Origin of the sequence: Amphritea sp. HPY, assembly GCF_050870985.1 — a bacterium.
Classification (GTDB): Bacteria; Pseudomonadota; Gammaproteobacteria; order Pseudomonadales; family Balneatricaceae; genus Amphritea.
The window spans coordinates 829,204-853,950 of sequence record NZ_CP194015.1 but is presented as its reverse complement, the minus strand read 5'-3'; the positions used below and the strand labels follow the sequence as shown (position 1 = coordinate 853,950).

Annotated in this window: 25 protein-coding genes and 1 tRNA gene; 13 read left to right on the top strand and 13 right to left on the bottom strand. The window is 52.5% G+C overall.

What is annotated here, in order from left to right; translation table 11 throughout:
* Positions 1 to 276: 276 nt before the first annotated feature.
* Genes ACQUQM_RS03480 through sdhC form a run of 4 tightly spaced genes read right to left on the bottom strand, consistent with a single transcriptional unit; the run spans position 277 to position 3,489 of the window.
* Positions 277 to 981 carry a succinate dehydrogenase iron-sulfur subunit gene (locus ACQUQM_RS03480; protein WP_432473092.1) on the bottom strand — a complete coding sequence of 235 codons (705 nt, stop codon included), beginning with the start codon at positions 979 to 981 and terminating at the stop codon, positions 277 to 279.
* A 12-nt stretch (positions 982 to 993) separates the two neighbouring features.
* Positions 994 to 2,769: a succinate dehydrogenase flavoprotein subunit gene (gene sdhA, locus ACQUQM_RS03475; RefSeq protein WP_432473091.1), complete on the bottom strand. Its 1,776-nt coding sequence runs from the start codon at positions 2,767 to 2,769 to the stop codon at positions 994 to 996.
* 1 nt (position 2,770) lies between these two features.
* Complete coding sequence (gene sdhD / locus ACQUQM_RS03470; protein WP_432474792.1) at positions 2,771 to 3,118, bottom strand: succinate dehydrogenase, hydrophobic membrane anchor protein; 348 nt, start codon at positions 3,116 to 3,118, stop codon at positions 2,771 to 2,773.
* A complete protein-coding gene (gene sdhC, locus ACQUQM_RS03465) occupies positions 3,112 to 3,489 on the bottom strand; it encodes a succinate dehydrogenase, cytochrome b556 subunit (protein WP_432473090.1) in 378 nt (125 codons plus the stop codon). The genes sdhD and sdhC overlap by 7 nt, the downstream gene beginning before the upstream one ends.
* Before the next feature lie 446 nt (positions 3,490 to 3,935).
* Between sdhC and gltA the strand changes: the two genes are divergently transcribed.
* The 10 genes from gltA to ACQUQM_RS03415 all read left to right on the top strand — a co-directional run bounded on the left by gltA (position 3,936) and on the right by ACQUQM_RS03415 (position 13,061).
* Positions 3,936 to 5,216 carry a citrate synthase gene (gene gltA, locus ACQUQM_RS03460; RefSeq protein WP_432473089.1) on the top strand — a complete coding sequence of 427 codons (1,281 nt, stop codon included), beginning with the start codon at positions 3,936 to 3,938 and terminating at the stop codon, positions 5,214 to 5,216.
* A 604-nt stretch (positions 5,217 to 5,820) separates the two neighbouring features.
* Positions 5,821 to 7,368, top strand: a complete 1,548-nt coding sequence (locus ACQUQM_RS03455; RefSeq protein WP_432473088.1) for a V-type ATPase 116kDa subunit family protein — start codon at positions 5,821 to 5,823, stop codon at positions 7,366 to 7,368.
* Entirely contained in the window at positions 7,343 to 7,696 is a 354-nt protein-coding gene (locus ACQUQM_RS03450; RefSeq protein ID WP_432473087.1) for an ATP synthase subunit C, read from the top strand. Before ACQUQM_RS03455 ends, ACQUQM_RS03450 begins: the two co-directional genes overlap by 26 nt.
* A 2-nt stretch (positions 7,697 to 7,698) precedes the next feature.
* Complete coding sequence (locus ACQUQM_RS03445) at positions 7,699 to 7,938, top strand: hypothetical protein (protein ID WP_432473086.1); 240 nt, start codon at positions 7,699 to 7,701, stop codon at positions 7,936 to 7,938.
* Positions 7,935 to 8,540 carry a hypothetical protein gene (locus ACQUQM_RS03440; RefSeq protein WP_432473085.1) on the top strand — a complete coding sequence of 202 codons (606 nt, stop codon included), beginning with the start codon at positions 7,935 to 7,937 and terminating at the stop codon, positions 8,538 to 8,540. The genes ACQUQM_RS03445 and ACQUQM_RS03440 overlap by 4 nt, the downstream gene beginning before the upstream one ends.
* Positions 8,515 to 10,227 (top strand): V-type ATP synthase subunit A, encoded by a 1,713-nt coding sequence (locus ACQUQM_RS03435; RefSeq protein WP_432473084.1) that lies wholly within the window; start codon positions 8,515 to 8,517, stop codon positions 10,225 to 10,227. The genes ACQUQM_RS03440 and ACQUQM_RS03435 overlap by 26 nt, the downstream gene beginning before the upstream one ends.
* A complete protein-coding gene (locus ACQUQM_RS03430; RefSeq protein ID WP_432473083.1) occupies positions 10,209 to 11,657 on the top strand; it encodes a V-type ATP synthase subunit B in 1,449 nt (482 codons plus the stop codon). The genes ACQUQM_RS03435 and ACQUQM_RS03430 overlap by 19 nt, the downstream gene beginning before the upstream one ends.
* Entirely contained in the window at positions 11,657 to 12,277 is a 621-nt protein-coding gene (locus tag ACQUQM_RS03425) for a V-type ATP synthase subunit D (protein WP_432473082.1), read from the top strand. The genes ACQUQM_RS03430 and ACQUQM_RS03425 overlap by 1 nt, the downstream gene beginning before the upstream one ends.
* Positions 12,274 to 12,600 carry a hypothetical protein gene (locus ACQUQM_RS03420; RefSeq protein ID WP_432473081.1) on the top strand — a complete coding sequence of 109 codons (327 nt, stop codon included), beginning with the start codon at positions 12,274 to 12,276 and terminating at the stop codon, positions 12,598 to 12,600. The genes ACQUQM_RS03425 and ACQUQM_RS03420 overlap by 4 nt, the downstream gene beginning before the upstream one ends.
* A complete protein-coding gene (locus tag ACQUQM_RS03415) occupies positions 12,597 to 13,061 on the top strand; it encodes a hypothetical protein (RefSeq protein WP_432473080.1) in 465 nt (154 codons plus the stop codon). The genes ACQUQM_RS03420 and ACQUQM_RS03415 overlap by 4 nt, the downstream gene beginning before the upstream one ends.
* A gap of 80 nt (positions 13,062 to 13,141) precedes the next feature.
* Here the strand turns inward: ACQUQM_RS03415 and ACQUQM_RS03410 are convergent.
* A tRNA-Ile gene (locus tag ACQUQM_RS03410) sits at positions 13,142 to 13,217 on the bottom strand.
* Positions 13,218 to 13,302: 85 nt separating this feature from the next.
* Here ACQUQM_RS03410 and petA point away from each other — a divergent pair.
* Positions 13,303 to 13,935: a ubiquinol-cytochrome c reductase iron-sulfur subunit gene (petA, locus tag ACQUQM_RS03405; RefSeq protein ID WP_432473079.1), complete on the top strand. Its 633-nt coding sequence runs from the start codon at positions 13,303 to 13,305 to the stop codon at positions 13,933 to 13,935.
* Between the two features lie 266 nt (positions 13,936 to 14,201).
* Positions 14,202 to 14,654 (top strand): DUF4426 domain-containing protein, encoded by a 453-nt coding sequence (locus ACQUQM_RS03400; protein WP_432473078.1) that lies wholly within the window; start codon positions 14,202 to 14,204, stop codon positions 14,652 to 14,654.
* 335 nt (positions 14,655 to 14,989) lie between these two features.
* On the opposite strand, the gene ACQUQM_RS03395 is transcribed toward ACQUQM_RS03400, so the two are convergent.
* Genes ACQUQM_RS03395 through ACQUQM_RS03365 form a run of 7 tightly spaced genes read right to left on the bottom strand, consistent with a single transcriptional unit; the run spans position 14,990 to position 22,148 of the window.
* Positions 14,990 to 16,240 (bottom strand): hypothetical protein, encoded by a 1,251-nt coding sequence (locus ACQUQM_RS03395; RefSeq protein ID WP_432473077.1) that lies wholly within the window; start codon positions 16,238 to 16,240, stop codon positions 14,990 to 14,992.
* Positions 16,237 to 16,767 carry a c-type cytochrome gene (locus ACQUQM_RS03390; RefSeq protein ID WP_432473076.1) on the bottom strand — a complete coding sequence of 177 codons (531 nt, stop codon included), beginning with the start codon at positions 16,765 to 16,767 and terminating at the stop codon, positions 16,237 to 16,239. The genes ACQUQM_RS03395 and ACQUQM_RS03390 overlap by 4 nt, the downstream gene beginning before the upstream one ends.
* Positions 16,757 to 17,287: a DUF3341 domain-containing protein gene (locus tag ACQUQM_RS03385; protein WP_432473075.1), complete on the bottom strand. Its 531-nt coding sequence runs from the start codon at positions 17,285 to 17,287 to the stop codon at positions 16,757 to 16,759. The genes ACQUQM_RS03390 and ACQUQM_RS03385 overlap by 11 nt, the downstream gene beginning before the upstream one ends.
* Positions 17,288 to 18,613 carry an NrfD/PsrC family molybdoenzyme membrane anchor subunit gene (gene nrfD, locus ACQUQM_RS03380; RefSeq protein WP_432473074.1) on the bottom strand — a complete coding sequence of 442 codons (1,326 nt, stop codon included), beginning with the start codon at positions 18,611 to 18,613 and terminating at the stop codon, positions 17,288 to 17,290.
* Between the two features lie 18 nt (positions 18,614 to 18,631).
* A complete protein-coding gene (locus ACQUQM_RS03375; protein ID WP_432473073.1) occupies positions 18,632 to 19,381 on the bottom strand; it encodes a 4Fe-4S dicluster domain-containing protein in 750 nt (249 codons plus the stop codon).
* 29 nt (positions 19,382 to 19,410) lie between these two features.
* Entirely contained in the window at positions 19,411 to 21,732 is a 2,322-nt protein-coding gene (locus ACQUQM_RS03370; RefSeq protein WP_432473072.1) for a molybdopterin-containing oxidoreductase family protein, read from the bottom strand.
* 59 nt (positions 21,733 to 21,791) lie between these two features.
* Positions 21,792 to 22,148 (bottom strand): cytochrome c3 family protein, encoded by a 357-nt coding sequence (locus tag ACQUQM_RS03365; protein WP_432474791.1) that lies wholly within the window; start codon positions 22,146 to 22,148, stop codon positions 21,792 to 21,794.
* Between the two features lie 902 nt (positions 22,149 to 23,050).
* Here ACQUQM_RS03365 and ACQUQM_RS03360 point away from each other — a divergent pair.
* Complete coding sequence (locus ACQUQM_RS03360) at positions 23,051 to 23,452, top strand: hypothetical protein (RefSeq protein ID WP_432473071.1); 402 nt, start codon at positions 23,051 to 23,053, stop codon at positions 23,450 to 23,452.
* Positions 23,453 to 23,519: 67 nt separating this feature from the next.
* Here the strand turns inward: ACQUQM_RS03360 and ACQUQM_RS03355 are convergent, their stop codons facing one another.
* Positions 23,520 to 24,728: an ammonium transporter gene (locus tag ACQUQM_RS03355; RefSeq protein WP_432473070.1), complete on the bottom strand. Its 1,209-nt coding sequence runs from the start codon at positions 24,726 to 24,728 to the stop codon at positions 23,520 to 23,522.
* Positions 24,729 to 24,747: the final 19 nt, after the last annotated feature.

Here is a 24,747-nt window from a genome sequence, read left to right as displayed (position 1 = left end):
AAGGGAGCGAATCATAATTCAGGATGCACCACGTCCTGACTGATTGGCTTGTCAGAGCCGTCCCTTGTTTAGTTACCGTTTATTATTTCTCACGTATATACCCTGAATGAGGTACAGGTTATACGGGACGTGATTCTACGCCTTTTACAACGCTCTTTACATATCTAATGCACAGAGAATTCTAAAAAGATTCCTGCCAATGAGATATAAGCCTTTTGACTAGTATGCAATAGCCAAAAAAAAGGGCGAGTCCCGAAGGAATCGCCCTGTTACAACTTAGGTTGCTTGTTGTAGCAACATGTTGCGGATCTTGCCAATTGCCTTGGTAGGGTTAAGACCCTTAGGGCAAACGCTGACACAGTTCATGATACCGTGGCAGCGGAAGACGCTGAACGGATCATCAAGATCTGTCAGTCGCTCCGAGGTCGCAGTATCACGACTATCTGCCAGGAAGCGGTAAGCCTGCAACAGACCAGAAGGTCCGATGAACTTATCCGGATTCCACCAGAAAGAAGGACAAGCGGTAGAACAGCATGCACAGAGAATACACTCGTACAGACCATCCAGCTCAGCACGCTCTTCCGGAGACTGCAGACGCTCGATTGCAGGTGCCGGCGTGTTGTTGATCAGGAACGGCTTGATCTTTTCATACTGCGTATAGAACTGGGTCATATCGACAACCAGGTCACGAATTACCGGCAGACCCGGCAATGGACGCAGCACCAGCTTATCAGCAACAACCACTTCTGACAGTGGAGTGATACAAGCCAGACCATTTTTACCATTCATGTTCATGCCGTCGGAACCACAAACACCTTCACGACAAGAACGACGGTAACCCAGAGTAGAATCTTTATCTTTCAGCAACTGAAGCAGATCCAGTACCATGATGTCTTTACCGCCCGGGATATCGATATGGATATCCTGCATGTATGGCGCATCATCGGTCTCAGGATTATAGCGATATACACTAACTAGCATCGTAACAACCCCTTAGTAAGTTCGTACTTTTGGTGGGAAGGCTTCAACTGTCTTCGGCGCAAAGTTGACATCACGCTTAGTGATCTCTTTTGTCGTCGGGTTATACAGCGAATGGCACAACCAGTTCTCGTCATCACGCTCGGTGAAGTCGTTACGGGCGTGAGCACCACGACTTTCCTTACGGGTAACAGCAGCGATCGCAGTTGCTTCAGCAACTTCCATCAGGTTTTCCAGCTCAAGCGCTTCGATACGTGCAGTATTGAATGCCTGGGACTTATCCTCCAGATGCAGGTTGCCGATCTTCTCACGAATAGTCTTAAGCAACTCAAGACCCTTCTCCATGCTCTCGCCTTCGCGGAACACACCGAAGTACAGCTGCATAGTTTTCTGCAGCTCAGCACGAACTTCAGAAATCTTTTCACCACCGGTAGAACTGTTCAGACGGTTCAAACGAGCCATAGCGCGCTCAAGGTTTTCCTCAGTTGCATCAGCAACCTCGTAACCTTCCGTCATCTGCTTTTCAATCTGAATACCCGCCGCGCGACCAAATACCACCAGGTCAAGCAGAGAATTACCGCCCAGACGGTTAGCGCCATGTACAGATACGCAGGCAACTTCACCACAGGCAAACAGACCGTCAATGATCTGATCATTGCCGCTCTCGTCAATTCCGATAGCCTGACCACCGATATTAGTGGTCACACCACCCATCTGATAGTGACAGGTCGGTACAACAGGAACAGGCTCTTTAACAGGATCGGCGTGAGCAAATGTCTTGGACAGCTCACAGATACCAGGCAGACGGGACAACAACACGTCCTCACCCAGATGATCCAGCTTCAGGAATACGTGATCACCGTCTTCACCGCAACCGCGACCAGCCAGAATTTCGAGAACCATCGAACGAGCCACAACGTCACGACCAGCAAGGTCTTTAGCGTTAGGCGCATAACGTTCCATGAAACGCTCGCCATCCTTGTTTACCAGATAGCCACCCTCACCACGACAACCTTCAGTTACCAGTACACCTGCACCCGCAATACCGGTTGGGTGGAACTGCCACATCTCCATGTCCTGAGCAGGCACACCTGCACGCAGAGACATACCCATACCGTCACCGGTATTGATCAGAGCATTAGTAGTAGACTGGAAGATCCGACCTGCACCACCGGTCGCAAGAACGGTCGCTTTAGCCTTAACGTAGACAGTTTCGCCTGTTTCGATGCAGATTGCGATAACACCAACAACCGCACCGTCATCATTCTTAACCAGATCAACGGCGAACCATTCATTCAGGAAGGTAGTACCCGCCTTCATGTTACCCTGATACAGGGTGTGCAGCAGCGCGTGACCAGTACGGTCGGCCGCGGCACAGGTACGGGCAGCCTGACCGCCCTCACCGAAATTCTTAGACTGACCACCAAAAGGACGCTGATAAATACGACCTTCTTCAGTACGGGAAAAAGGCATTCCCATGTGATCAAGTTCATATACAGCCTGAGGGCCGACAGAACACATGTATTCGATAGCGTCCTGGTCACCGATATAATCGGAACCTTTAACGGTATCGTACATGTGCCAGCGCCAATCATCGTTCGGATCATTACTGGCTATCGCACAGGTAATACCACCCTGAGCAGATACAGTATGCGAACGGGTTGGGAATACTTTTGTGATACATGCGGTATTCAGGCCACCCTGGGCCAGCTGCAGTGCTGCACGCATTCCTGCGCCGCCGCCACCAATTACAATACCGTCAAATGTCAGGGTACGTAGCTTGCTGCTCATCTTATACTCCCCACAGGATCTGAACGCCCCAAACGACGTAGATAAACGTCAAGAGGCCACACGCAGACTGGAACAAGAAACGAATGCCGGTCGGCTTAATGTAGTCAGTCGAGATAGACCACATACCGATCCATGCGTGCGCCGCCAGAGATAACAGCGTCAGCAGCGTAAAGATACGCATCGCGGTGCATTCGAAAAGCTCTTGCCACTGTTGAAAATCCAGTTCCGGATTAATCAGCAGATAACCAATCATAAAGATGGTATAAGCAGCTAACACAACAGCAGTAACACGCTGGATCATCCAGTCGTACAGACCACTGCGGCCAAAGCTAGTAATAGAAGTTACCATATCCATACTCCCGCCAGTAGAATTGAAATCGCAGCGATAATCAGAGTGACTTTGGCAGCCATCTGTCCACTTTCGAGTTCTTCACAATGACCAAAATCCATCACCAGATGTTTGATACCGGCAAAGAAGTGATACAGCAATGCTGAAACCAATCCCCAGGCAATCAACTTCGCAAAGAAGCTCTCTGTCAGCATCTGGGCAGCAGCGTCAAAACCCTGCTCAGACTCGAGAGACAAACCAAGCGCATACAACATAAAGAAGGCACCAAAGAATAGCGCCAAACCTGATGCACGATGCAGGATGGAAGTGATAGCCGGAAGTGGCTGTTTAATAGTTCGTAGATCTAAATTTACGGGTCTTTTCTTGTTCACGGCTCTTGTTCACACTTTGTTAAGCCCGGTTGCAGAGCTTAGTTGTTAACGGTAGTGTTCGAAGACAAAGATAGTACCTCGGTCCAGCGCCCAGCCCCCATCCCGATCGGGGGCGTAAGCTGGGGCGAGAGTATACCAGCAAATTAGCACATTACAATTAATCCAGATCACTTATACGCCTATTGTCTAGTGCAAAACAGGCCAATCAAAACTCCTCCGAAAGTACCATTCAACTAAATGATTATTCAGCTATTTTCCTATTCTTGATAAACATTAAGACTCATGCTGCAATGCAATAAAACCGGTTCACATTGAATTGACAATCGCACCCAACTCTCTATAGTGTTCGGGTCCTATTGCGAGCTAAGACTCTTAGATTGTGACTGATTAATTACTTTAATAATTTATAAAGTCATTCAGATAAATAGAAATGATAGGAGCCTCTAATGGCTGACAAGAAAGCACGCTTAACAGTCGATGGCATCGACGAGGTCATTGAATTACCGGTCTATTCCGGTACCACTGGTCCTGATGTTGTTGACGTTCGCGCCCTGACTGGCAAAGGCCTGTTCACCTATGATCCCGGCTTCGTTTCAACCGCAGCCTGTGAATCAGCTATCACCTATATTGATGGCGGCAAAGGTGTTCTCCTGCACGGCGGCTACCCGATTGAGCAGCTGGCAAAAAATTCGGATTACCTGGAAGTTTGCTTCCTGCTGTTAAATGGCGAACTGCCGACTCCGGAACAAAAAGAAAAGTTCGTAAACACTGTTAAGAACCATACAATGGTTCACGAACAGATGAACCACTTCTTCAATGGCTTCCGTCGTGACGCTCACCCAATGGCTATAATGGTCGCTGTTGTTGGTGCACTGTCCGCGTTCTACCACGACTCTCTTGATGTAGATGACGCGCATCACCGCGAGGTTTGTGCATACCGTCTGATCGCCAAGATGCCTACAATTGCAGCAATGTGCTACAAGTACAGCATCGGCCAGCCGTTCCAGTATCCACGTAACGATCTCGATTACGCTGATAACTTCCTGCAGATGATGTTCGGCAACCCGTGCGAGGATTATGTAACTAATCCAGTACTGGCCAAGGCAATGGATAAGATCTTCCTGTTGCACGCCGATCATGAGCAAAACGCTTCAACTTCGACTGTACGTCTGGCCGGCTCTTCCGGTGCTAACCCGTTTGCATGTATCGCATCCGGTATCGCAGCACTCTGGGGACCTGCTCACGGCGGCGCCAACGAAGCCGTTCTGACCATGCTGAATGAGATCGGCGATGAAGCAAACATCGAAGAGTTCATTCAACGCGCCAAGGATCCTGATGATTCTTTCCGCCTGATGGGCTTTGGTCACCGTGTCTACCGTAACTTTGACCCTCGCGCCAAAGTGATGAAGCAGACCTGTGACGAAGTACTGGCAGAGCTGGGCATCGAAAATGATCCTTTATTGAAGATCGCCAAGCGCCTGGAAGAGATCGCCCTGGAAGATGAATACTTCGTCCAGCGCAAACTGTACCCGAACGTAGACTTCTACTCCGGCATCATCCTGAAAGCGATTGGTATCCCAACCAACATGTTCACCGTTATTTTTGCGCTGTCCCGTACTATCGGCTGGATCTCCCACTGGAGTGAGTTCCACAGCAGCCCGAACAAGATCGGTCGTCCACGTCAGTTGTACACTGGTCCGACAAAACGCGATTACCCAACCAAGTAATCACGTTATCGATAAAAAGGCCGCTTATGCGGCCTTTTTTGTGTCCGGAAACCTACTCCTTGCTCGACAGAATTATCCCGCGGCACCTTTTGAAACACATCAAAAAATGCGCCAAGCTAAGCTATTACGCTTTCGCATTACCGTAAAGTGTAATGGCAGCTTTGTTGTGTTGACTCATCGAACTCACAGTCAAATCCGGACTTTTAGTGCTCACTCATATAGCTCCGCACCTGCCAAACCTCAGCTGCAATAGCGGGCGCTGAACGTATACCTTTTCTGGATTCAGCTTACGATGGCTGTAAACACAATCAAGACGCTCATTTTCTAGATTTTCAATCGAGTCTGAGTCTATCAACGTCAGAACGGTCACCCCTCTTCACAAGATCGGTTGCTAATGCCATGTAACTGAATTTTTTGACCTGGTGATCACGTCGCAGGTAGCTAAAGGGTACCCCCACTAGCATGAACATCGCCAGGCTATTGAAAGCCGCTGCTCCGCAAGCGCTTGGGCATTTGTGCAATCGGCCAGTTTGGCCAATACTTCATATAGCCACGGCTCGTTTGCAAAATAAGTCACACCGTTTCATCAGGAAAGAAAAAATCTGTGTTTTTTCCAGAAGATATGACACGCCTGATTTGGATTGTTTCCAAAGAACGCCTGGCCACCTGCCTCCAACAGCTATCCGAAACGGAAGCCTTCCAACCGATTGACCACCATTCGCTGGGAGAGGAGGAGGATCTCCAGGCATTAAAGCTCTTGCTTCAGGCCAAGCAACGCTATCAGCGCTTTCGCGCCGCTGGGCAATTGCTCGAAGGCCTTCCGGAGGAGCCGCTGCTCAGCTACAAGATCGGAACATTGTCCGGCTCAACCTCTCTTCCCCAAGGCGCGGTTCAGATCGACTCCGAACTCTTTCTCTGGGTAGGGAGCAAACCTCCAGCCGATCTAAAGCCCCCCCCTCCTCCCCTCGACCAACCGCCACTGGCACTCACCGAACATCAAAGTCGACTTCTTTTGGCCACGGCAGACCAGGTCGGTCACGTCGAGGGTTGGTCCATTATCGATGGCTGGATCCCTAGTAAAAAAATGGAAATATTCGGTGAGCTATTGCGGCATGAGTGCATCGCCTTGACCCCAGCAGAGGATAGCGGTCTTTCTCTGGCCCGGGTACCCAGCCTGTTCCGTCGACACAAGGCCCTGGAGGGGTTTGCGGCCTTGATGGGACTTTATGGGATCACCGGTTATCGAGAACTTGATCCGACGCCGTTACTGACCATCAGCTTTTCACTCATGTTTGGGATGATGTTTGCCGACCTGGGGCAAGGCTTGCTCCTATCTCTGCTGGGATTCTGGCTCTTTAGTCAACGCTGGCCGAGTTCGCACTCAACTACAAGACACCAGGCCGGGTTATTGTTGATACCTATCGGGCTCTCGGCAGCCGTTTTCGGAATCCTGTTCGGAAACCTGTTCGCCCGCGAAGACTGGATCCCCGCTCTTATTTATCACCCGATGGACGAGGTGTATGTCTCTCTTGCCATCAGCGTTATCTTCGGCATCGGCGTACTTTGCATAAGCATGTTCATCGGTTTGCTTAACGCTTGGTTGAGTGGGCACCTCAAAGAACGTCTGTGGGACAATTTTGGCCTTATCGGTCTGCTATTTTATCTTGCTCTTATCGGCCTGACTCTTGGGTATTGGGCGCAGTGGACGGGGCTTAAGTACCTCTGCCTGACGTTAGCTTCAGCCGGGCTGATCACCATGGCCCTACGCAACTTTGCCCTGATGGAGCAGGAACCGATAGGATTACGCCTCTTTGCAACGCTTGTGGAAACCTATGATTTCGCGATCAAGTTTGTGGTTCATACCCTCTCCTTCGTACGTTTAGCTGCCTTTACTTTTGCGCATATAGCCCTCTCGATGGCGCTCGTAATCATTGTGGAGTTGCTATCTGGCCACTCCTGGCTGGCCTTGAGCATATTTGTTCTCGGCAACATTATAATCACCGTTATTGAAGGGTTCCTGGTCTGTATTCAGGTGATCCGCCTGCACTTTTACGAATTGTTTACTAAATTTATCTCAGGAGGCGGCATTCCGTTCGAGCCCCTCAGACTTTCCGTGGAGCATTTTGATGAGTATGCCGATATCGGCCAATAAATGGATTTGGGGGCTCTGTGCCACCGCAGGCTCTTTTGTCCTACTTTCCAGTCTGCTACTGTTTTTCCTGCCCGAAGCGGCAGCTGAACCCTCTCAGGAAGCCGTCAAAACACTTCCTCACTGGGGCTATTACATGGCAGCGGCAGCGGCGACGGGGCTCTCTTGTATCGGAGCAGGTATAGCCGTAAGTCAGGTCGGCGCAGCAGCGGTGGCGGCGATCTCAGAAAAACCGGAGCTTTTAGGACGGGTGCTGGTGATTCTAGGCCTGGCCGAGGGGATCGCCATCTACGGTCTGATCATCTCCATCATCATTATTGCAGCCTTGTAGCGATGGAACTGCGCATTCTGGGAACAAAGGAGGAGCAGTTGCTGTTTCAACTGCTCGGTATTGCCACCAGAAAAGGCGATGAGCATTGTGCGCTATTCCTTGGTGTAAATGAACCGCCTCCCGGAGAATCCGATCCGGTACCGTACATAATACTACCAGACCTTGCCCACCCCTCTCGAGAAACTGACCGGCTGACTAAAAAGCTGGGCCGCGCTATCGGCCTGGGGGAGGTACGCCTGTGACTCCTAACTCCACCACCAGCAACACCCTTTCAAAGCTGTACGAGGAACTTGAGCAAAAGCTCCAGCAACAGTTGGATGAGATAGAGCAGCGCTTTCAATCCCAGACAGAGAATCTGGAACAGGAAAAGCAGCGTGTTTATCAGGCCCGGATCAGCCATCTGCGACAGGACCATGAAAATCAGCTGCGACAACTTAGCCTCAAATCAATGCGAGACACACAAACCCAGCAGCAACAGCGTTTCTGGCGTTGCCAACAGAACTGTATCGACGAAATTCTGGCTGACACTCGTCATCTGCTGGAGCAACAACCGCTGGACCATAACTATCTGGAGGCCTGGATAGAGCAGGCATCTCCGCTGCTGGATCCTGCCTTAAAATGGCACCTCAAGATATCCCCCTCGTGGTCGGAGAATATCGACTCTAAGAGCGCCACCCTGAAGTACACCTCTATCTCACCAACTCCGATGTTAGGCGGGGCCATTCTTGAAAATAAGGAGATGCATATCGAAATAGACGGCTCATGGGACCAGCGGCTGGAGAGGCTGGTTCCTGAATTATGGCGAAGGTGGCTTGAAGATGTCAGCTCAAACGATCAGGATTAGTGGTCCCGTTGTCGTCTGTGACCATGCAGACCAGTTCGCTATGGGCGACCGCGTTGCCGTTGGAAAAGCCGGTCTCGTCGGAGAAGTTATCCGCCTGACACCCACAGAATGCTTTCTTCAGGTCTATGAGGACACCTCAGAGCTCCTCATCGGCGAACCGGTTACTGGCAGTGGTTCGGCACTGGCGGTGGAGCTTGGCCCTGGTCTATTGTCCACCATATATGACGGTATCCAGCGCCCACTGGCCCTGATTCAAGAACAGGTTGGGGCATTTATCCTCCGGGGTGCACAAGCGCCAGCGTTGAGCCGAACCCGGGCCTGGCCATTTAAACCCCAACAGGAGAAGGGATCCGAACTCAGCGGTGGAGCCATCATCGGCCTGGTACAGGAAACCTCCTCAGTATGCCATAAAATTCTGCTACCCCCTGATCTCGCTGGCCAATTAGTCCATATTGCAGAGCCTGGCGAATACACCCTGGAGAACCCCATCGCCCGAATCTGTTGTGCCGACGGACAGGAGCACCCGGTTTACCTTTATCATCGCTGGCCCGTACGCATCAAACGTCCAGTACATCAACGGTTGTCACCGGACCAGCCGCTCATTACTGGGCAACGAATAATAGACACCCTCTTTCCCATCGCCAAAGGAGGCACTGCAGCCATGCCCGGAGGATTCGGCACCGGAAAGACTGTGACCCAACACAATCTCGCCAAGTGGTGTGACGCAGATATCATCATCTACATAGGATGCGGTGAACGAGGCAACGAGATAACCGGTGTGCTCGAAGACTTCCCCCGGCTCCGCGACCCAAGAACTGACCGCCCATTGATCGAGCGCACCGTCATGATAGCCAACACCTCCAACATGCCGGTGGCGGCCAGAGAAGCATCAATCTACACCGGCATCACGATCGCGGAATACTTCCGGGACCAGGGGCTGGACGTGGCCCTCATGGCCGATTCGACCTCCCGTTGGGCGGAAGCTCTGAGAGAGATTTCAGGTCGGCTGGAAGAGATGCCGGCAGAAGAGGGCTTTCCCGCCTATCTGCCAAGTCGCACCGCCGAATTTTATGAACGCGCGGGCAGAGTTCATACCCTGGCCGATAAAACCGGCTCAGTAACCGCCATCGGTGCGGTTTCCCCTCCGGGGGGCGATTTCTCTGAACCCGTCACCCTGCATACCCAGCGATTTGTAAAAGCCTACTGGATGCTGGACAAAAACCTTGCATACGCTCGCTTCTTCCCAGCCATTCATCCCCTGGAGTCATACTCCGAATATGAGGCGGATCTCGCACAGTGGTGGGAAAAAGTATCCCCCGACTGGCGCCGGGATCGCGACGAACTACTCGGTCTTTTGATCTCCGCAGAGCAGCTAAAGGGCATTGTCAGAATCCTGGGTGAGGAGGGGTTGTCCGAGCACCAGAAAAAGACCCTGATGGCGGAACGTGTGATTAAGGAGGGTTTTTTGCAGCAGTCAGCCTTCAGCCCCAAAGATCGTTTTGCGTCACCGGAAAAACAAGCCTGCCTGCTAAGGGTAATCATTAGTCAGGTCCGCGCCCTACTCGAAGATACAACGCCGGCCCAGAAAGCGTTTGCCAAATTAAAACTGAATGAACTGATCCGTCTGAAGGATGAAGTTGGATCGAATGAAACGGAAAAAATCCTCGAATGGCAGCACACACAATGAAAGACCCAATCATATATACGCAGCTGGAGCAGATCGAAGGTCCTCTGATCGCCCTGGTGGCGGCACTGCCCGGGATCGGTTTTGGCGAAGCGGTTCAGGTGGTCGACCGCAAAGGACGGATCCGCCATGGTCGGGTAGCGCTGCTTAATGGTGACAAGGTGACAATCGAGGTATTTCAAGGCACTACAGGACTGGCGAAGGGCTCGGAACGAATCCGCTTTCTAGGTCACCCGATCACATTAAAAGTCAGTGAGTCCATCATCGGCCGACGCCTTAACGGCATGGGATCACCCATTGATGGGGGACCGCCTCTGACCGGAGTAGCATTGAACATCAACGGCAGCCCGCTCAACCCAACCGCACGGGCCTATCCTCAGGATTTCATCCAGACAGGCATCACCAGCATCGATGCCATGAATGCCCTGGTTCGGGGTCAAAAGCTACCGATCTTCTCCTCATCAGGACTGCCCCATGACCAGCTGGCCATCCAGATTGCCCAGCAGGCCAGGATCCGTCCAGACCTTAGCGGTAGCGCGGCAGACGAAGGAGACCGGGAGGAGCTTGTGGTGGTATTTGCGGCTATCGGTGTTAAACATGACGTGGCCGTACGCTTTGCCGAAGAGATATCCGGCCGCACGGTATCCTTCCTGAACCTGGCGGACGATCCGGTCATGGAACGGTTGCTGACGCCCCGGGTCGCCCTGACCGCAGCCGAATACCTGGCGTTTGATCTGGGCCTTCATGTGCTGGTCATACTCACTGACATGACGGTATACGGCGAAGCATTGCGAGAAGTCGCTACTGCACGAGGGGACATTCCATCCCGAAAGGGTTATCCCGGTTACCTCTACAGTGATCTCGCCACGATTTTCGAACGTGCCGGACGAATCAAGGGCAAGTCCGGATCCATTACCCAGATTCCGATCCTGACCATGCCCAATAATGACATCACACATCCAATCCCGGACCTTACAGGCTACATTACCGAGGGACAGATTGTACTCTCTCGCGACCTGTTTCGTCAGCGCTGCTACCCCCCGATCAACCTGCCACCCTCCTTGTCCCGGCTCATGGCCGACGGTGTTGGCGAGGGGTTGACCCGTAGTGACCATCACTCCCTGATGGAGCAGCTCTATGCAGCCTATGCCCGTGCCGAAGAGGTTCGTATGATGACCCGAATCGTCGGTGAAGAGGACCTGTCAACAGTCGACAGATGCTACCTTGAATTCGGCCAGTATCTGGAGCGGCTATTTATTACACAGAATCTCACCGAAGATCGCAGCATCGAAGAAAGCCTCGATATAGGTTGGCGTGTATTGGGTTGCCTGCCCAGAGAAGAGTTGACCCGGTTGAGCAGCCACTTGATCAAAACCCATGAAGCCCTTTTGGATGAAGGGCTGGATCAGGGCCTTGAAAGGGAGAAAAACTGATGCCGACCACCGCCCACCGACCGGCCACTAAAGCGGAACTGGTCAGCCTCAAAACAGAGCTAAGAGTTGCACGGGATGGCCTGGGTCTGCTGGAGCGCAAGCGAGACATGTTGATGTCGGAAGGCCTTAAGCAGCTCAGACAGGCCAAATTACTGAGGCAGGAGGTCACCCAAGCCTGGCTGGTGATCCAGAATCACTGGCAGGTTACGCTTGAACATGAATCGTTTCAGACAATGAAACGATTAGCCGACGCGGTGGAACAATCTACCCCCTTGCAAGACAACGGCCATCGCTGGATGTCGGTTAAGCTGGCGGAACTCTCCCTACCGAAGCCGACACTCAAACTGCTGGGATCTGTAACGCAGATCGGGATCCGCCCTGAACAGGTACGTGGGAAGCTAGGGGATCTGTTGCCCGAGCTGGTGAAGTTGATGGCGCTGGAGACTAATATCCGTCGGATCGCAGCCGCCTTAAAACAATGTCACCGCCAGGTAAATGCGCTGAATCAGGTTATTATTCCCGAACTGGCCCAGGAAAAAAATCGTATCGAACAGCGACTTGAGGAGAAAGAAAGGGAATCGATTTTTCAGATCAAACGATTAAAGGCCCGCCTGCTATGAAACAGAATGAGCTTGAAAACTTTGTAGGTAAATTGTCGGACGCGGAACGGGCGGCGGCCGAAAAGATCCACCAGGCAGAAGCTGCCGCCGAACAACAACTGAGCGACCGGCGCAAACAACTGGAGCATGAGCACCAGGAGCAGTTAACCGCGCTGGAACAGACATTCGAACGAGAAAAACAGGACTGCCTCGAGGCATTGGCTAACGAACAGCAACAGCTTGAGCTGGAAACATCCGAGCGCATAAAACGACTTCAACAGTTTCATGCCGCTAGGCGAACAGCGCTGGCTCGTTGGCTAGTCGGACGGATAACGCAACCATGAAAGCTGCGCTCTGGACCAAGCTGAAGTGTGCAGGCCCCCTGCTTGACTTCAATAGCGAAATGCAGCGTTTCCTCTACTGGCTGGATCCGCGGCTACGCCCCCTGGTGGCTAAGGGTCGCAGGTGGCAGCAGCACTACCGTCAGGCTTCCGGGGTGGAGGCACATCTGGATATCGAGAGACAAGCGTTACAGGATCTGCGACACCTCTCGATCAACATGCCGGAGCAGCCGCTGATCAACGGATTCCTGGCGCGGGCTGCACGTGCTCATAACCGCAGTTTGGCAGAACGACAAGCTGCTCTGAGCGGTAAAACCATAAACTTGAATCTGGATGATGAACTGATCGATGCTCTGCTGATCTGGCTGGCAACCCGCCATGAGCACCGTGAAATTGCCGCCTGGCTGTCACGGATGTTACAGGCCTGGAGGACAGAAAGAGGTTCGCCACACGAACCAACATGACCCTCCCCCCTGACCGTGGTACAAATATAATGAACCCTCTCCACCTTTCAGAATTTCGGGACAGCAGACGGTGGAAATAATGGTGCCGGCACCAGGAGTCGAACTCAGGACCTACTGATTATAAGTCAGTTACTCTACCTGCTGAGCTATACCTGCAATGATATTATGTTTTCCTTAATGCTAGTTCAGAAGCTCTAAAAAGATGTTACACAAGCAATGAGTTGAAAAGAGGAGTATTAACATGGCTCCAATCAAGGCCCCTCCCCCCAGACGCCGATTTTTAACCCTCACAACAACCGTTGTCGGTTTAATTGGGGCCGTCGGTGCCGCAGTTCCTTTTGTTGCATCATGGAGGCCAAGCGCTAAAACCAAAGCCTCTGGCGCCCCGGTAAAGGTTAATGTCAGCAAATTAGAACCCGGGCAAATGGTCGTTCTGGAATGGCGGGGGAAGCCTGTCTACGTTGTACGCAGAACCCCCGCAATGCTGAGCTCACTGGAAAAACTAACGGATCAACTCAGAGACCCATACTCAAAGCGACGTCAGCAGCCTGAATATATTACCGGCATTGAACGGTCGCTAAATCCTGAATTTCTGATTGTAGTAGGGGTCTGTACTCACCTTGGCTGCGCTCCCAAATACCGCCCGGATGTTGAATCGGAGGATCTAGGCCCGGAATGGCTGGGAGGATTTTTCTGTCCATGCCACGGTTCCCGATTCGATCTGGCTGGCAGGGTATTTAAAGGCGTATCCGCCCCATCCAATCTAGTCATACCTCCCTATACTTTTGAGACTAACGAAGTCGCAGTGATTGGCATAGACAGAGTCTCTGCATTAAGCGATTTACAACCACTTTCAAAGCCGATATATCAATAAAAAAAATCAGGATATTGTCAGTTATACTTCCTGCTCTCTCTGCATCAGTCAGATGCCAGCTATAACAACAGAAATGATCACTCAATGCTGAGCATATCGGAGTTAGAATCGTAATAAGCCTGCGCGTAGACCAGAGCTTGGATGATGATTTCGAGGGACATGTTAGTCCCTGGACCTGGTTTTGTAAGGACCTTGTGGGACGTTGAAAGCCAATTATCTAAAGACTATGCTTAGAGTGCTACCACCGAAAAGGAAAGGAGAAACTCATGTGGCGGGGTCATATCTTTCTGAAATACCTGCTTATTTTGTTAACAGTTGTGCCATTTGTGGTTCAGGCCGAAAGAAAGCAGGATTTTGGTGACTATGTGGTTCACTATAACGTCTTCCAGACCGATATGCTGGATCCAAAAGTAACCGAGACCTATGGCATCAAGCGCAGTCGCCACCGGGCACTCATGAATATCGTGGTACAGAAAAAGATCATGGGGACTTCTGTGCAGCCTCTCCGAGCGGTGGTGACCAGTGAAGTACGAAACCTGATCGGACAAGAGCGTAAAATTAAAATGCGGGAGGTGCAGGAATCCAACGCCATCTATTATCTGGGCGAACTGGGTGTACAAAATCAGGATATGCTTGATTTCTCAGTGCAAGTTAGGCCTGAGGGCTCCGATCAGACGCTGTCGGTCAAGTTTCGGCAGACGTTTTATATCGACAAATAATTCCACTGGGAGGGCTGTTCGGTACCCCTTTCTGGTCCAAAGCGAAAGGAATGTCCGCTTCTAGCGAGGTGTTCAGTCACCCTTGATCAGCTGTTTTTCCAGGTTGATTACTTTTCGGTCTCATAACTCAGCTGTCGGTTAATGCCAAACCCTCTTCATTGCCTGTCCACGTCTGGAGATGGATCTTGGGATGGTTCGATTTCAAGAGTTTTTCTTCGATTATGCCTAAACGAAATTGGAGGTTTCGCTTATGACTTCTTGCCCTTGTTTCACTTATCCGCAATAGGTCCTCACTTCGGTCCGGCAGGTACATCAATTGAATGTTGGTGTCGGTCTTAGCGGATTTTGTGCTGTTCTCTTTCCGAAATCATGGGAAAGGCTCTGAAAATAAACAGCAGAACACATAGAAATCCCGATAGTAAACCCACTGTCAATGCGCACTCCACCAAAGAGGTGAAAGGCCAGTGCCGCGCTGATAACACAGGCATCACCAGTAAATATTTGTTGAGCCAGATACCTGCATTGATGATTAGCGCGATGCTGACCATGGCGCGTAAAGAGGTTTTAAACCTAGCGAAGATAAGTGTCCCGAAGGGAATGAAGAAGGCGCATGACATCATGATCCAGAACAAAAGCGAATAATGCCCATACATCTGCTGCCATAGGGGCCGGGTTTCATGAGGTAGGTCACCGAACCAGATCACAAAAAACTGGGACCAGAAGATATAGAGCCACAACAGGGTGAATCCGGTCAGCATGATACCCATGCTTTTCAGAGAGGGAGCTATCGCCGACCTATCGATAACGAAGCCTCCCTGAATCGTCAAGGAGAGCAGTGCGGCCAGGATAACGAGCAGAGCCATGCCAGCATAAAGATTTTCAACCCAGTAAAAAATCGGCAAGGCGGTGCTGTGCCAGTGAGGTACGATCATCATGCCGAAGTCCCAGGCGATGAAGGTATTGGCAACCACAAAAGCAATCAGAACAACGGGCGAGAGGCCATAAAGATAACGCTGGAGACGCTTGGGATCCCTGCCGATTTCAAAAGACCGAAGCTTTTGACAAAGCCAGTTGCTCCCGTATGGATCTATCTCAGTGGCTTGATTGTGCAGATCGGGCAGCCGTGCCAGAAGGAAATAGAACGCACTGACACCATAGAAGATCAGGAGTGCGCCTAGGTTGCGTGATAGTAGTAAGGGCGCACTGAGCCAGGGATGATGGGGGGCTGATGATGACAGCCAGTAAAAAAGGTCTTCCCTACCAAATCCGTAGATCGCCAGGAAGCCACCAATGGCAAACGGCAGGAAGGCGAGGGTCGTTGCTTCGGCAAGTTGATAGAACACCTTGCCCCATTCCGCTTTGGCAAGTCGCATGATAGCCGCGAACGCAACACCGGCCTGCGTCACCCCCATAAGGAACAGCAGGTTAATGGTAAACATTCCCCAGCCCGCTCCATCCGAACCCTTGCCAAGGGCATAAACGAACGCTGCCAAACCGATCAGGAAAAGGCCAGCCAAAAAGGCAAGAGTTCCAAGGTGGTGTACGCCGCCAGTCGATCTGTACTCGGTGTCCCCTGTACCGTTCATGGTTGGACCAGTGCCCCCTTGAGATAGTTGACCAGGTGCCAGCGCTCCTCCACGCTCATGGCATCCCGATAGTAAGGCATCACCACACTACCGTGGGTGATGGTGTAAAACAGTTGCCCATCCGGCTGGCTCTGTACATAAGCCAAGGTCAGGTTCATGGGCGGCGGAACAAACTTTTTCCCGACAGGCCCGTCACCGAGCCCTCCCTGCCCATGGCATACCAGGCAATAGGTTTGGTAAAAGAACCTGCCTTTCACCAGGGAGTCTGAGGTCACAGGAACCGGATTAACCAGCGCTGATGCCGCGATCCTTGCAGCGACCAGTTCCCCTATCGTCTGCGGCACCGGCAAGGACGCTTCTCCCGCCACAGGAATGGAAGAAGGGGGGACACTCACGTCGGTTTCCTGGGGCTTTATCGAGGGCTGATTAAACATATCCTTATCCCAGGGCAATCCCCACCCCGTATTCGGAATGCCGAATACGGTCAGCGTGATCAAGAGCCACTTCAGGCCGAGGTTATTGCTCATGTGATTTTTTTCCTAAGTTCTCCAACTGCCTGATCTCTTCGGCTCCGGCCGCCAGAATAATCTTGCGGGCTCGTTCGGCGTCCCGTTCCGAGCTACAGGTGACTAGGACACCGATCCGGTCTATATGGGTTTCAGGGGTATAGTGCCTCTCCCTCACGGCCGGCAGCCTGGCACTGACCAGGAAACCGAACAGGGTGGCCAGCACACCGAAAAGAATACCGACCTCATAACTGATCACCAGATAGGGAGGAATGGGGATAATCGGCCTGCCCCCGGTGGGCAACAAATAGAGAATCGCAGTGCCCGCGGCAAGCAGAAAACCAGCCAGTAAGCCGGTAAGCATGCCGAAAAAGGTGAACCGTTTGATAGCCGAGTTTTTCCTGCCGAGCACCTGCTCGACACCATGAACAGGGGTCGGGGACATCAGGCTGATCTCCTGAAAACCGGTGTCCCTAAGCCCCCCGGCCGCCTTCAGCGCCTGATCTGCATGGGAAAAAAGACCCAGTAGCTCCGCTGCCATCTAACGCCTCCTGTCCGGTGAATCCAGAGTTTCCTTGACTTCATACATGGAAACGCTGGGCACGATTTTGACAAATACCAGGAAAAAACAAATGAACAGTGCCACAGAACCGATAAAAATCGAGATCTCTACCAAGGTCGGCGTGTAGATGCCCCAATAGTCCGGCAGGTACTTGCGTGACAGAGAGGTCGTCAGAATCAGCAACCGCTCAATATACATACCGATATTGATGAGCACGGATATGATCAGCATCGTTACCAGGGAGGTTCTGACCTTCTTCACTATCAACGCAAGGGGGATGATGGCGCAGAACAGAACCATGCCCCAGAACAGCGGTGCGTAATAGCCGAAGAGTTTATAGTTAAGCGTCTCTATCTGAGCCGAACTGCCACTGTACCAGCCGGTAAAAATCTCCAGCATGTTGATATAGACCCAGAGCAGCGAAAGCAGCAGCAGTAGTTTGCCCAGATTATTGAAGTGCGTTGTGGTGATATAGCTTTCCAGGGAGAAGTATTTGCGCAGCAGGAACATCATAGTGACGATCCCGGCGGTTCCGGAGTAGATGGCACCAACCACGAAATAGGGGGCAAAGACCGTGTGGTGGAGCCCTGGCACGATGGACATGGCAAAGTCCCAGGAGACCACGCTATGTACGGAGACTGCCAGCGGAATGATCAAGACGGCGAGAAAGGTGTAGGCGACGCCCAAACGATGCCACTCCATGTCGGTCCCCCGCCAACCCAGAGACAGGAGCGTATACAGGTTCTTTCGCCATCCGCAGACCCGGTCCCTGGCCGCGGCAAAATCAGGTATCGCCCCGACATACAGGAAAACCGAGCTGCCGGTCAGATAGGCGGTGATGGCCATCACATCGAACAGCAGAGGCGAACGAAAGTTTGGCCAGAGTTCCATCTGGTTGGGATAGGGAAACGCCCAGTGGAGAAACCAGGCCCGTCCCAGGTGCACGAAAAGGCAGAACGATGCGATGATCAGAGAAAACAGCGTCATCGCTTCGGCGCTCCGGTAGATCGCCTTGCGCCAAGGACTCTGGGTGATATGCAGCACCGCTGACAGCAGGGTGCCGGAATGACTCAAGCCGATCCAGAAGACAAAGTTGGCCAGATAGGAACCCCAGACGTTTGGCTGGTTCATACCGGCAAGCCCTACGCCGGTCCTTAACTGATAGTACCAGGGTAAAAAAAACATGACGATACTCACCAGCAGGGCTGTGCCCAGGGCTACATAGTATGTCGGTCCCGTTTCCACCAAAGTCCTGACGATGTCGTCATTGACCTGGGCATAGGTTGGTTTCTTAAATTGACGCATCTCCCTGCACTTTTTTAATTAGAGATTCTTCAGATAAATGATTGACGGATTGGTGTTCAACTCCTCCAGGACGTGATACCCCCGTGGGTTCTGCGCCAATTTGGATACCGCGCTGTTGGGGTCGTTGCGGTCGCCGAAGACCAGGGCCTGGGTGGGACAGCTCTGGACACAGGCCGGCTGGACCTCTCCATCACGAACGCGCCTGTTCTGGTCTTTGGCCGTGTCCTTGGCCTGCCTGATCCGCTGGATACAAAAGGTGCATTTTTCCATAACTCCCTTTTCCCGGACGGTAACGTCCGGGTTTAGCTGTTCGTCCAGCGGCGGATCCCAGGTGAAACTGAACCAGTTGAATGCCCTGGCGTCATAGGGACAATAAGCGGCGCAGGAACGTGTGCCGATACAACGATTATAGACCTGGACGTTGAGGCCATCCTGATTGTGGTAGGTGGCATAGACGGGGCAAACCGGTTCACAAGGTGCGCTATCACAGTGTTGGCACAGCATGGGAATGAATCGCAGCTTAATATCCGGATACTCCCCTTCCCAATACCGCTCTATCCTGATCCATTTGATTTCCCGGCCTGCTCTGAAACCCTCTTCACCAACGATGGGGAGGTTGTTCTCGGCCTGGCAAGCCGTGACGCAGGCCTCACAACCCGTGCATCGGTCCAGGTCAATCACCATGCCCCAGCTATAGTCGAACTCATCCTGATATCCTGGTTTTCGGTATTTCTTCCATTTTTCTTTGATGGAATCGGAATCGCTCATTGCCAAACCTCCTTAAACCCACATCAGGTCTACCCCTTGTCGGGTCCCGTAACACGATTACTTGCTAATTCCTCAGGTGTTGCATCGATCTGTATCATCGCTATCCGCTTGCCGGTGATATTTCTCCCCAACTCTCGGGGGGTACCATCGGTCTTCAGGATTTCTACCCGCTCTCCTGTCTTTGTGATTCTGACCCGGGTCGCGGCCCAGGCCAGAGCACCGGATTCAGCAGCCGTCAGGGGTGCGAGGATCTGGATGGGGTTGGCCCCTCGCCCCTTGGCATACCGGCCGTAGGCGCTGTGCCCCTGGCCGATGGGCATCGCCACCACGTCAGGCATGATCGCCGGATACAGGTAGGCCGGTACCTTGATCTTGCCGGTGGGTGACTCGACCCAGAGCAGATCGCCTTCCCTTATCCCTAACTGCATCGCCGTCCTGGGATTCAGCTCCACCCAGGAACCGTAAACCACGCTGGTTGTTGGGTCCGGTAGCTCCTGCATCCAGGGCAGATTGGCCCCGCGCCCGTCATGAAAGGCCTGGGTCTGAAAGGGATGCAGGATATAGGGATAGACCTCCTGATCGCCCGCAAATCGTGGTGTCTCGAATGCCAGTTGGGAGAGCAGGCGCTTACCGGAAATCCGGGCCCCGGGTGCGTCCTTCGACCCGGTTTCTCCCCAGACGCCCGCCTGCAGCACGGCTTTCCAGAACAACTCAAAAGTGCTGCTCTCGATGACCGCTCTTTTTTCGACATAGATTCTTTGCCAAGCGCTCTTCAGGTACGCTTCCATGTTGCTCCAGGGCAGGGCCTTCCTGACATCGCCGCCGATTTTCTCAGCCAGCAACAGCAGGATATCCCCCGCTGCCCGGGTGTCGTAGAGGGGCGCTACCACCGGCTGGGATACTGCCGCCACCGGGAAGCCGACGCCGGGTTCAGGCACATCATCCCCCCAGCTCTCCAGATAGCTGTGGGTGGGTAACACCAGGTCTGCCATCATCGTGGACTCATCCATGAAATTGGCGAGGCTGACGATCATCCCGGCATTCTGAAAGGCGGCCTTGATCTCGACAGTGTCGGGCAAATTGAACAACGGGTTGCAATGGTGGAGCAGCAGGAGCGTGTCCTTCGTTTTTGATAGACGCTCCATCGACGCAAGCAGGTGGGCATAGGGTGCTTGCGACTTGTGGGGTGAGGCTAAAAGGAGTCTGGGTGAATCAGAGGGCGGATTAAACAGGATGCCGCCGGGCTGTTGCAGATTGCCTGCCAGATAGTTCAGGCTATTGATGGCAACAAGGTTGGAGACGCCATTGGTATGATTGGCGGCGGTGCCGCCGCCAATGGCCAGACTGGGGTGGCTGCGGGCAAACTCTTCGGCGATGCCGGCTAGCCTCTGGGCATCAACGCCTGTCTGATGGGATACCCGCTCCGGCGTGTATTCGTCCAAAGCCCTGGACCAGTTATCCTGATCGTCCCCTTTATAATGACCGTTTCTGACTATCAGGTGTGCGATGCCCAGGGCTAGAAGCCCTTCGGTTCCTGGCTTGGCCGGTACCCATTCATCCGCATTGGCACCGGTCAGGGAGAGACGGGGCTCGACTTGAACGAATTTCCCCCGCCGCCCGGGGCGTCCCTGGCGCATGTGTCCATAGCTCAGGCCATGATGTACCGGCGATAACCAGGACGTCAGATAGTCGGCACCAAAAGACAGCAGATACTGGGTGTTCTTTATATCGTAATAAGGCAGTTGCTCCTCATCGAACAGGAGCTTGTTCGCCAGATAGAGATTGTGCTGATGAGCAAATTCATACTGGTGGTAGCTACGACTGCCCAGCTGATCCATAAAGCGAGAGAACAGCTCATCCAGGTGACCTCCTACCCGACCGCTCAGCAGATGAACCCTGTCCGACGCCCCCAAGCCTCTGAGGCCATCCACACTGTCTGCCAGGGTGGTGAGCGCCTCTTCCCAGGAGATCTCCTGAAACTTCCCGCTCCCCCGCTCACCGGTTCGTTTCAAGGGGGTCTTCAAGCGATCAGGGTTATAGAGCACCTGCAGGCCCGCCTGTCCCATGGGGCAGAGCTTGCCCTGGTTGACCGGGTGGGCGGGGTTGCCTTCAATCTTCTTCGCCCGCCCCTCCATGACCTTGACCATCACACCACAGCCTGCGCCGCATTGGTTACAGACCGTGTTATACCAAGTGGCGACACCGGGCACGATATCTTCAGGTGGAATGAGGTAGGGGATCAGCAGCTCCACCGGGTTTTTCATGCTTTCGCCCAAAAGAAAACCGGCGCCAGTGCCGATACTGCCGGCACCGATCAGCTTGAAGAAGTCTCTGCGGTTCAGATTGAGCATCACATCACCCTAATTCGGCAATCACACACAGCAAAAACACGGCTGTAACACTGAATGTATTACTTGTGACAGGTCCAGCAATCACGACCGTTTTCGACCTTTCTTGCACGATGGCATTCCAGGCACCATCCCATCTGCAAAGAAGTGAGCCGCGTTACTCTGTTCATCTCTTCAACAGGGCCGTGACACATCTGGCACTGTACGCCTCCCCTCACATGTCGCTTGTGCGAAAAATAGACGAAGTCAGGAAGATCATGAACCTTTATCCAGGGAATAGGTTTTTTTTCGTTCCAGTAATTAAATAGTTTATTTATCTCCGCACGGCCAGTGGCGATCACCTTATGGCAGTTTATACACTTGTGCACACTGGGGACTCCGGCAACTCTCGATGACCTCGCGTACAGATGACAATACATGCAGGGTATCTGATTCTCCCCTGCGTGGACCCTGTGGCTGAATTCGATGGGTTGGACCGGCGTGGCGTCGGAAAAGTAGTTCCTGTTCACCCAATATCCGATCACAAACGCAATCAGACCGACAACGAATATCCCTAGCGCTTTTTTGGACGCATCAAGCGCAGGAAGAACGGAAATAGACATTGCTCAACCCCATATCCTGACAGCGTCTTCTGGCCCGAAATGTCATGCTATACCGATATTCAGGGGGCAGTCGGCACAGCAAATTGTACGAACCGTCGCAAAACAGCTTTCCTATCATCCCTGCCCAAATAACAGGGCCCGCATCTGGAAAGTGTAGTCCGCTTTCGAGAGACAGGGATAGGAATCTGGTCATCCTCCGGCCAGTCATCGTCTGTAGGTGGCGCACAAAACGGTAGCTGCGGGTCCCAGGTACCGATGTGAGCGAGTATCCGCTCGATGACCGGCGCCTTTTCTACCATAGCTATGAGCCGCATTTCAGCCCCACAGAGGGGATAGATGGGCGGATCCACCTCGTAGATATTGCGGATCAACTTCGCCCAGGCTTACCGGGGCTTTCGCGAACTTCGGGTCGGGTGGATCAGGTCAACATGTACCTCCCGCTTCTCTTCAACCACGGCTTTTTCCTCCAACTGCCATCACTTACCTCTGGAGCGGCTGCTGTACCAACCATCGTAGTGGGCCAAGCTACTACGCTTTGTGTGACGCTCGAGCAACGGCTTTTAAAACGCTCATTGTGACGTTCGGGCGACGAACATCGAGCCTCCCAACCTGCATAATTTTCATCTTGCCGCATAGCTGCTTTGCCGATTCCCCGTCTATTCTTCCATGTAACACAGCAGTAACACGCTTCATTCAACTACAGACTGGGAGGTTTTAGCATGAAGCTACCAACCTGGCTCTACGAGAGCCTGCCCTACTTCTATCTGGGCATTAGCCTGCTTCTGATTCTGCTGTTCGATAGCAGGCCTGATATTGTCACATTTGCTTTACTTCTTTATATCGCTGGTAGTGCCGTATGGATCATACGTTCAAATGCGCGTCGGCGGGATATAAGGCAACAAAGGATTTTCCAGGCACGACTGCAACGCCAATCAGAGCGCTTCTATTATCCGCAATGGTTTTACGAGGAGATGCCATTTATCTACATCGGCATCGGTCTGACCTGCCTGCTGACAATAGATAATCTCATCGGCATGATCAGCGGCAGCCTGTTTCTTCTCAGCAGCGCATTTGTTCTGGGTTTCAGGATAAACAACCGTAACCCGACAACAAAAGCCTGATCTGAAACGGAGCACAAAAAAACCGGGCATCTGCCCGGCTTTTATTATTTAAAACAAGTTACTCAGCTTAATCAGTAAAGGTCGACTCGATCTTATGGATCGACAGGTCTGCACCGTTAAACTCTTCCTCTTCATCCAGACGCAGCCCCATAACGAGCTTAATACCGCCGTAAACAATCACACCGCCTATAACCGCTACGCCGATACCCATCAGGGTACCAACGATCTGAGTCATCAGGCTGACGCCACCCAGACCACCCAGAGCGGTCGAACCGAAAATACCTGCCGCTATACCACCCCAGGCCCCACACAGACCATGCAGAGGCCACACACCCAGCACATCGTCGATCTTCCAACGGTTCTGTACGATGGTAAACATCCAGACAAATAGAGCCCCGGCAATGCCACCTACGATCAGCGCACCAATCGGATGCATGATATCAGAGCCCGCACAGATCGCTACCAGTCCAGCCAACGGCCCGTTATGAATGAAGCCCGGGTCATTCTTACCCATTAGCAACGACACAATGATGCCGCCAACCATCGCCATCAGACTATTTACCGCCACCAGACCGGATATACCATCAAGAGTCTGCGCCGACATCACATTAAAACCGAACCAGCCGATACACAGAATCCAGGCACCCAGGGCCAGGAACGGGATATTCGATGGCGGAAAAGCAACCAGTCGACCACCCTTGTAACGACCTTTACGAATACCCAGAAAGATCACCGCAACCAGACCCAACCAGCCACCGACACCGTGCACTACAACAGAACCCGCAAAGTCGTGGAATGCTGCCCCGAAAGTCGATTCCAGCCAGTCCTGAACACCGTAATTACCGTTCCAGATGATGCCTTCAAAAAATGGATAGACGAAAGCCACCACCAATGACGATGCGATCAGAAACGGCCAGAACTTAGCCCGCTCAGCAATGCCACCCGAGACTATCGCCGGTATCGCCGCAGCAAATGTCATCAGGAAGAAAAACTTCACCAGTGCATAACCATTCCCCTGTGCCAGGGTTTCGGCATCCTGAAAGAAAGTCACATCATAAGCGACCCAATAGCCAACAAAGAAGTAAGCGACGGCCGAGAAACCAAAGTCAGTCATAATCTTGACCAGCGCATTGACCTGATTCTTATGCCGCACAGTGCCTACTTCAAGGAAGGCAAAGCCAGCATGCATGGCAAACACCATGATTGCTCCCATCAGAATAAACAGCGTATTTGAGCTCTGTACGAGCGTCTCTACTGCACTATTAACGCTTTCCACGGTTATCTCCTGTATAGCG

Coding starts and splice junctions, on each gene's coding strand:
- ACQUQM_RS03365 (WP_432474791.1), bottom strand. CDS start 22,148: ATGTATTGTCATCTGTACGCGAGGTCATCGAGAGTTGCCGGAGTCCCC.
- ACQUQM_RS03390 (WP_432473076.1), bottom strand. CDS start 16,767: ATGAGCAATAACCTCGGCCTGAAGTGGCTCTTGATCACGCTGACCGTA.
- ACQUQM_RS03375 (WP_432473073.1), bottom strand. CDS start 19,381: ATGAGCGATTCCGATTCCATCAAAGAAAAATGGAAGAAATACCGAAAA.
- nrfD (WP_432473074.1), bottom strand. CDS start 18,613: ATGCGTCAATTTAAGAAACCAACCTATGCCCAGGTCAATGACGACATC.
- ACQUQM_RS03385 (WP_432473075.1), bottom strand. CDS start 17,287: ATGGCAGCGGAGCTACTGGGTCTTTTTTCCCATGCAGATCAGGCGCTG.
- ACQUQM_RS03445 (WP_432473086.1), top strand. CDS start 7,699: ATGGAACTGCGCATTCTGGGAACAAAGGAGGAGCAGTTGCTGTTTCAA.
- ACQUQM_RS03360 (WP_432473071.1), top strand. CDS start 23,051: ATGAAGCTACCAACCTGGCTCTACGAGAGCCTGCCCTACTTCTATCTG.
- ACQUQM_RS03450 (WP_432473087.1), top strand. CDS start 7,343: ATGAGTATGCCGATATCGGCCAATAAATGGATTTGGGGGCTCTGTGCC.
- ACQUQM_RS03425 (WP_432473082.1), top strand. CDS start 11,657: ATGCCGACCACCGCCCACCGACCGGCCACTAAAGCGGAACTGGTCAGC.
- ACQUQM_RS03435 (WP_432473084.1), top strand. CDS start 8,515: ATGTCAGCTCAAACGATCAGGATTAGTGGTCCCGTTGTCGTCTGTGAC.
- ACQUQM_RS03430 (WP_432473083.1), top strand. CDS start 10,209: ATGGCAGCACACACAATGAAAGACCCAATCATATATACGCAGCTGGAG.
- ACQUQM_RS03420 (WP_432473081.1), top strand. CDS start 12,274: ATGAAACAGAATGAGCTTGAAAACTTTGTAGGTAAATTGTCGGACGCG.
- sdhA (WP_432473091.1), bottom strand. CDS start 2,769: ATGAGCAGCAAGCTACGTACCCTGACATTTGACGGTATTGTAATTGGT.
- ACQUQM_RS03370 (WP_432473072.1), bottom strand. CDS start 21,732: ATGCTCAATCTGAACCGCAGAGACTTCTTCAAGCTGATCGGTGCCGGC.
- gltA (WP_432473089.1), top strand. CDS start 3,936: ATGGCTGACAAGAAAGCACGCTTAACAGTCGATGGCATCGACGAGGTC.
- ACQUQM_RS03400 (WP_432473078.1), top strand. CDS start 14,202: ATGTGGCGGGGTCATATCTTTCTGAAATACCTGCTTATTTTGTTAACA.
- sdhD (WP_432474792.1), bottom strand. CDS start 3,118: ATGGTAACTTCTATTACTAGCTTTGGCCGCAGTGGTCTGTACGACTGG.
- ACQUQM_RS03480 (WP_432473092.1), bottom strand. CDS start 981: ATGCTAGTTAGTGTATATCGCTATAATCCTGAGACCGATGATGCGCCA.
- ACQUQM_RS03395 (WP_432473077.1), bottom strand. CDS start 16,240: ATGAACGGTACAGGGGACACCGAGTACAGATCGACTGGCGGCGTACAC.
- ACQUQM_RS03415 (WP_432473080.1), top strand. CDS start 12,597: ATGAAAGCTGCGCTCTGGACCAAGCTGAAGTGTGCAGGCCCCCTGCTT.
- petA (WP_432473079.1), top strand. CDS start 13,303: ATGGCTCCAATCAAGGCCCCTCCCCCCAGACGCCGATTTTTAACCCTC.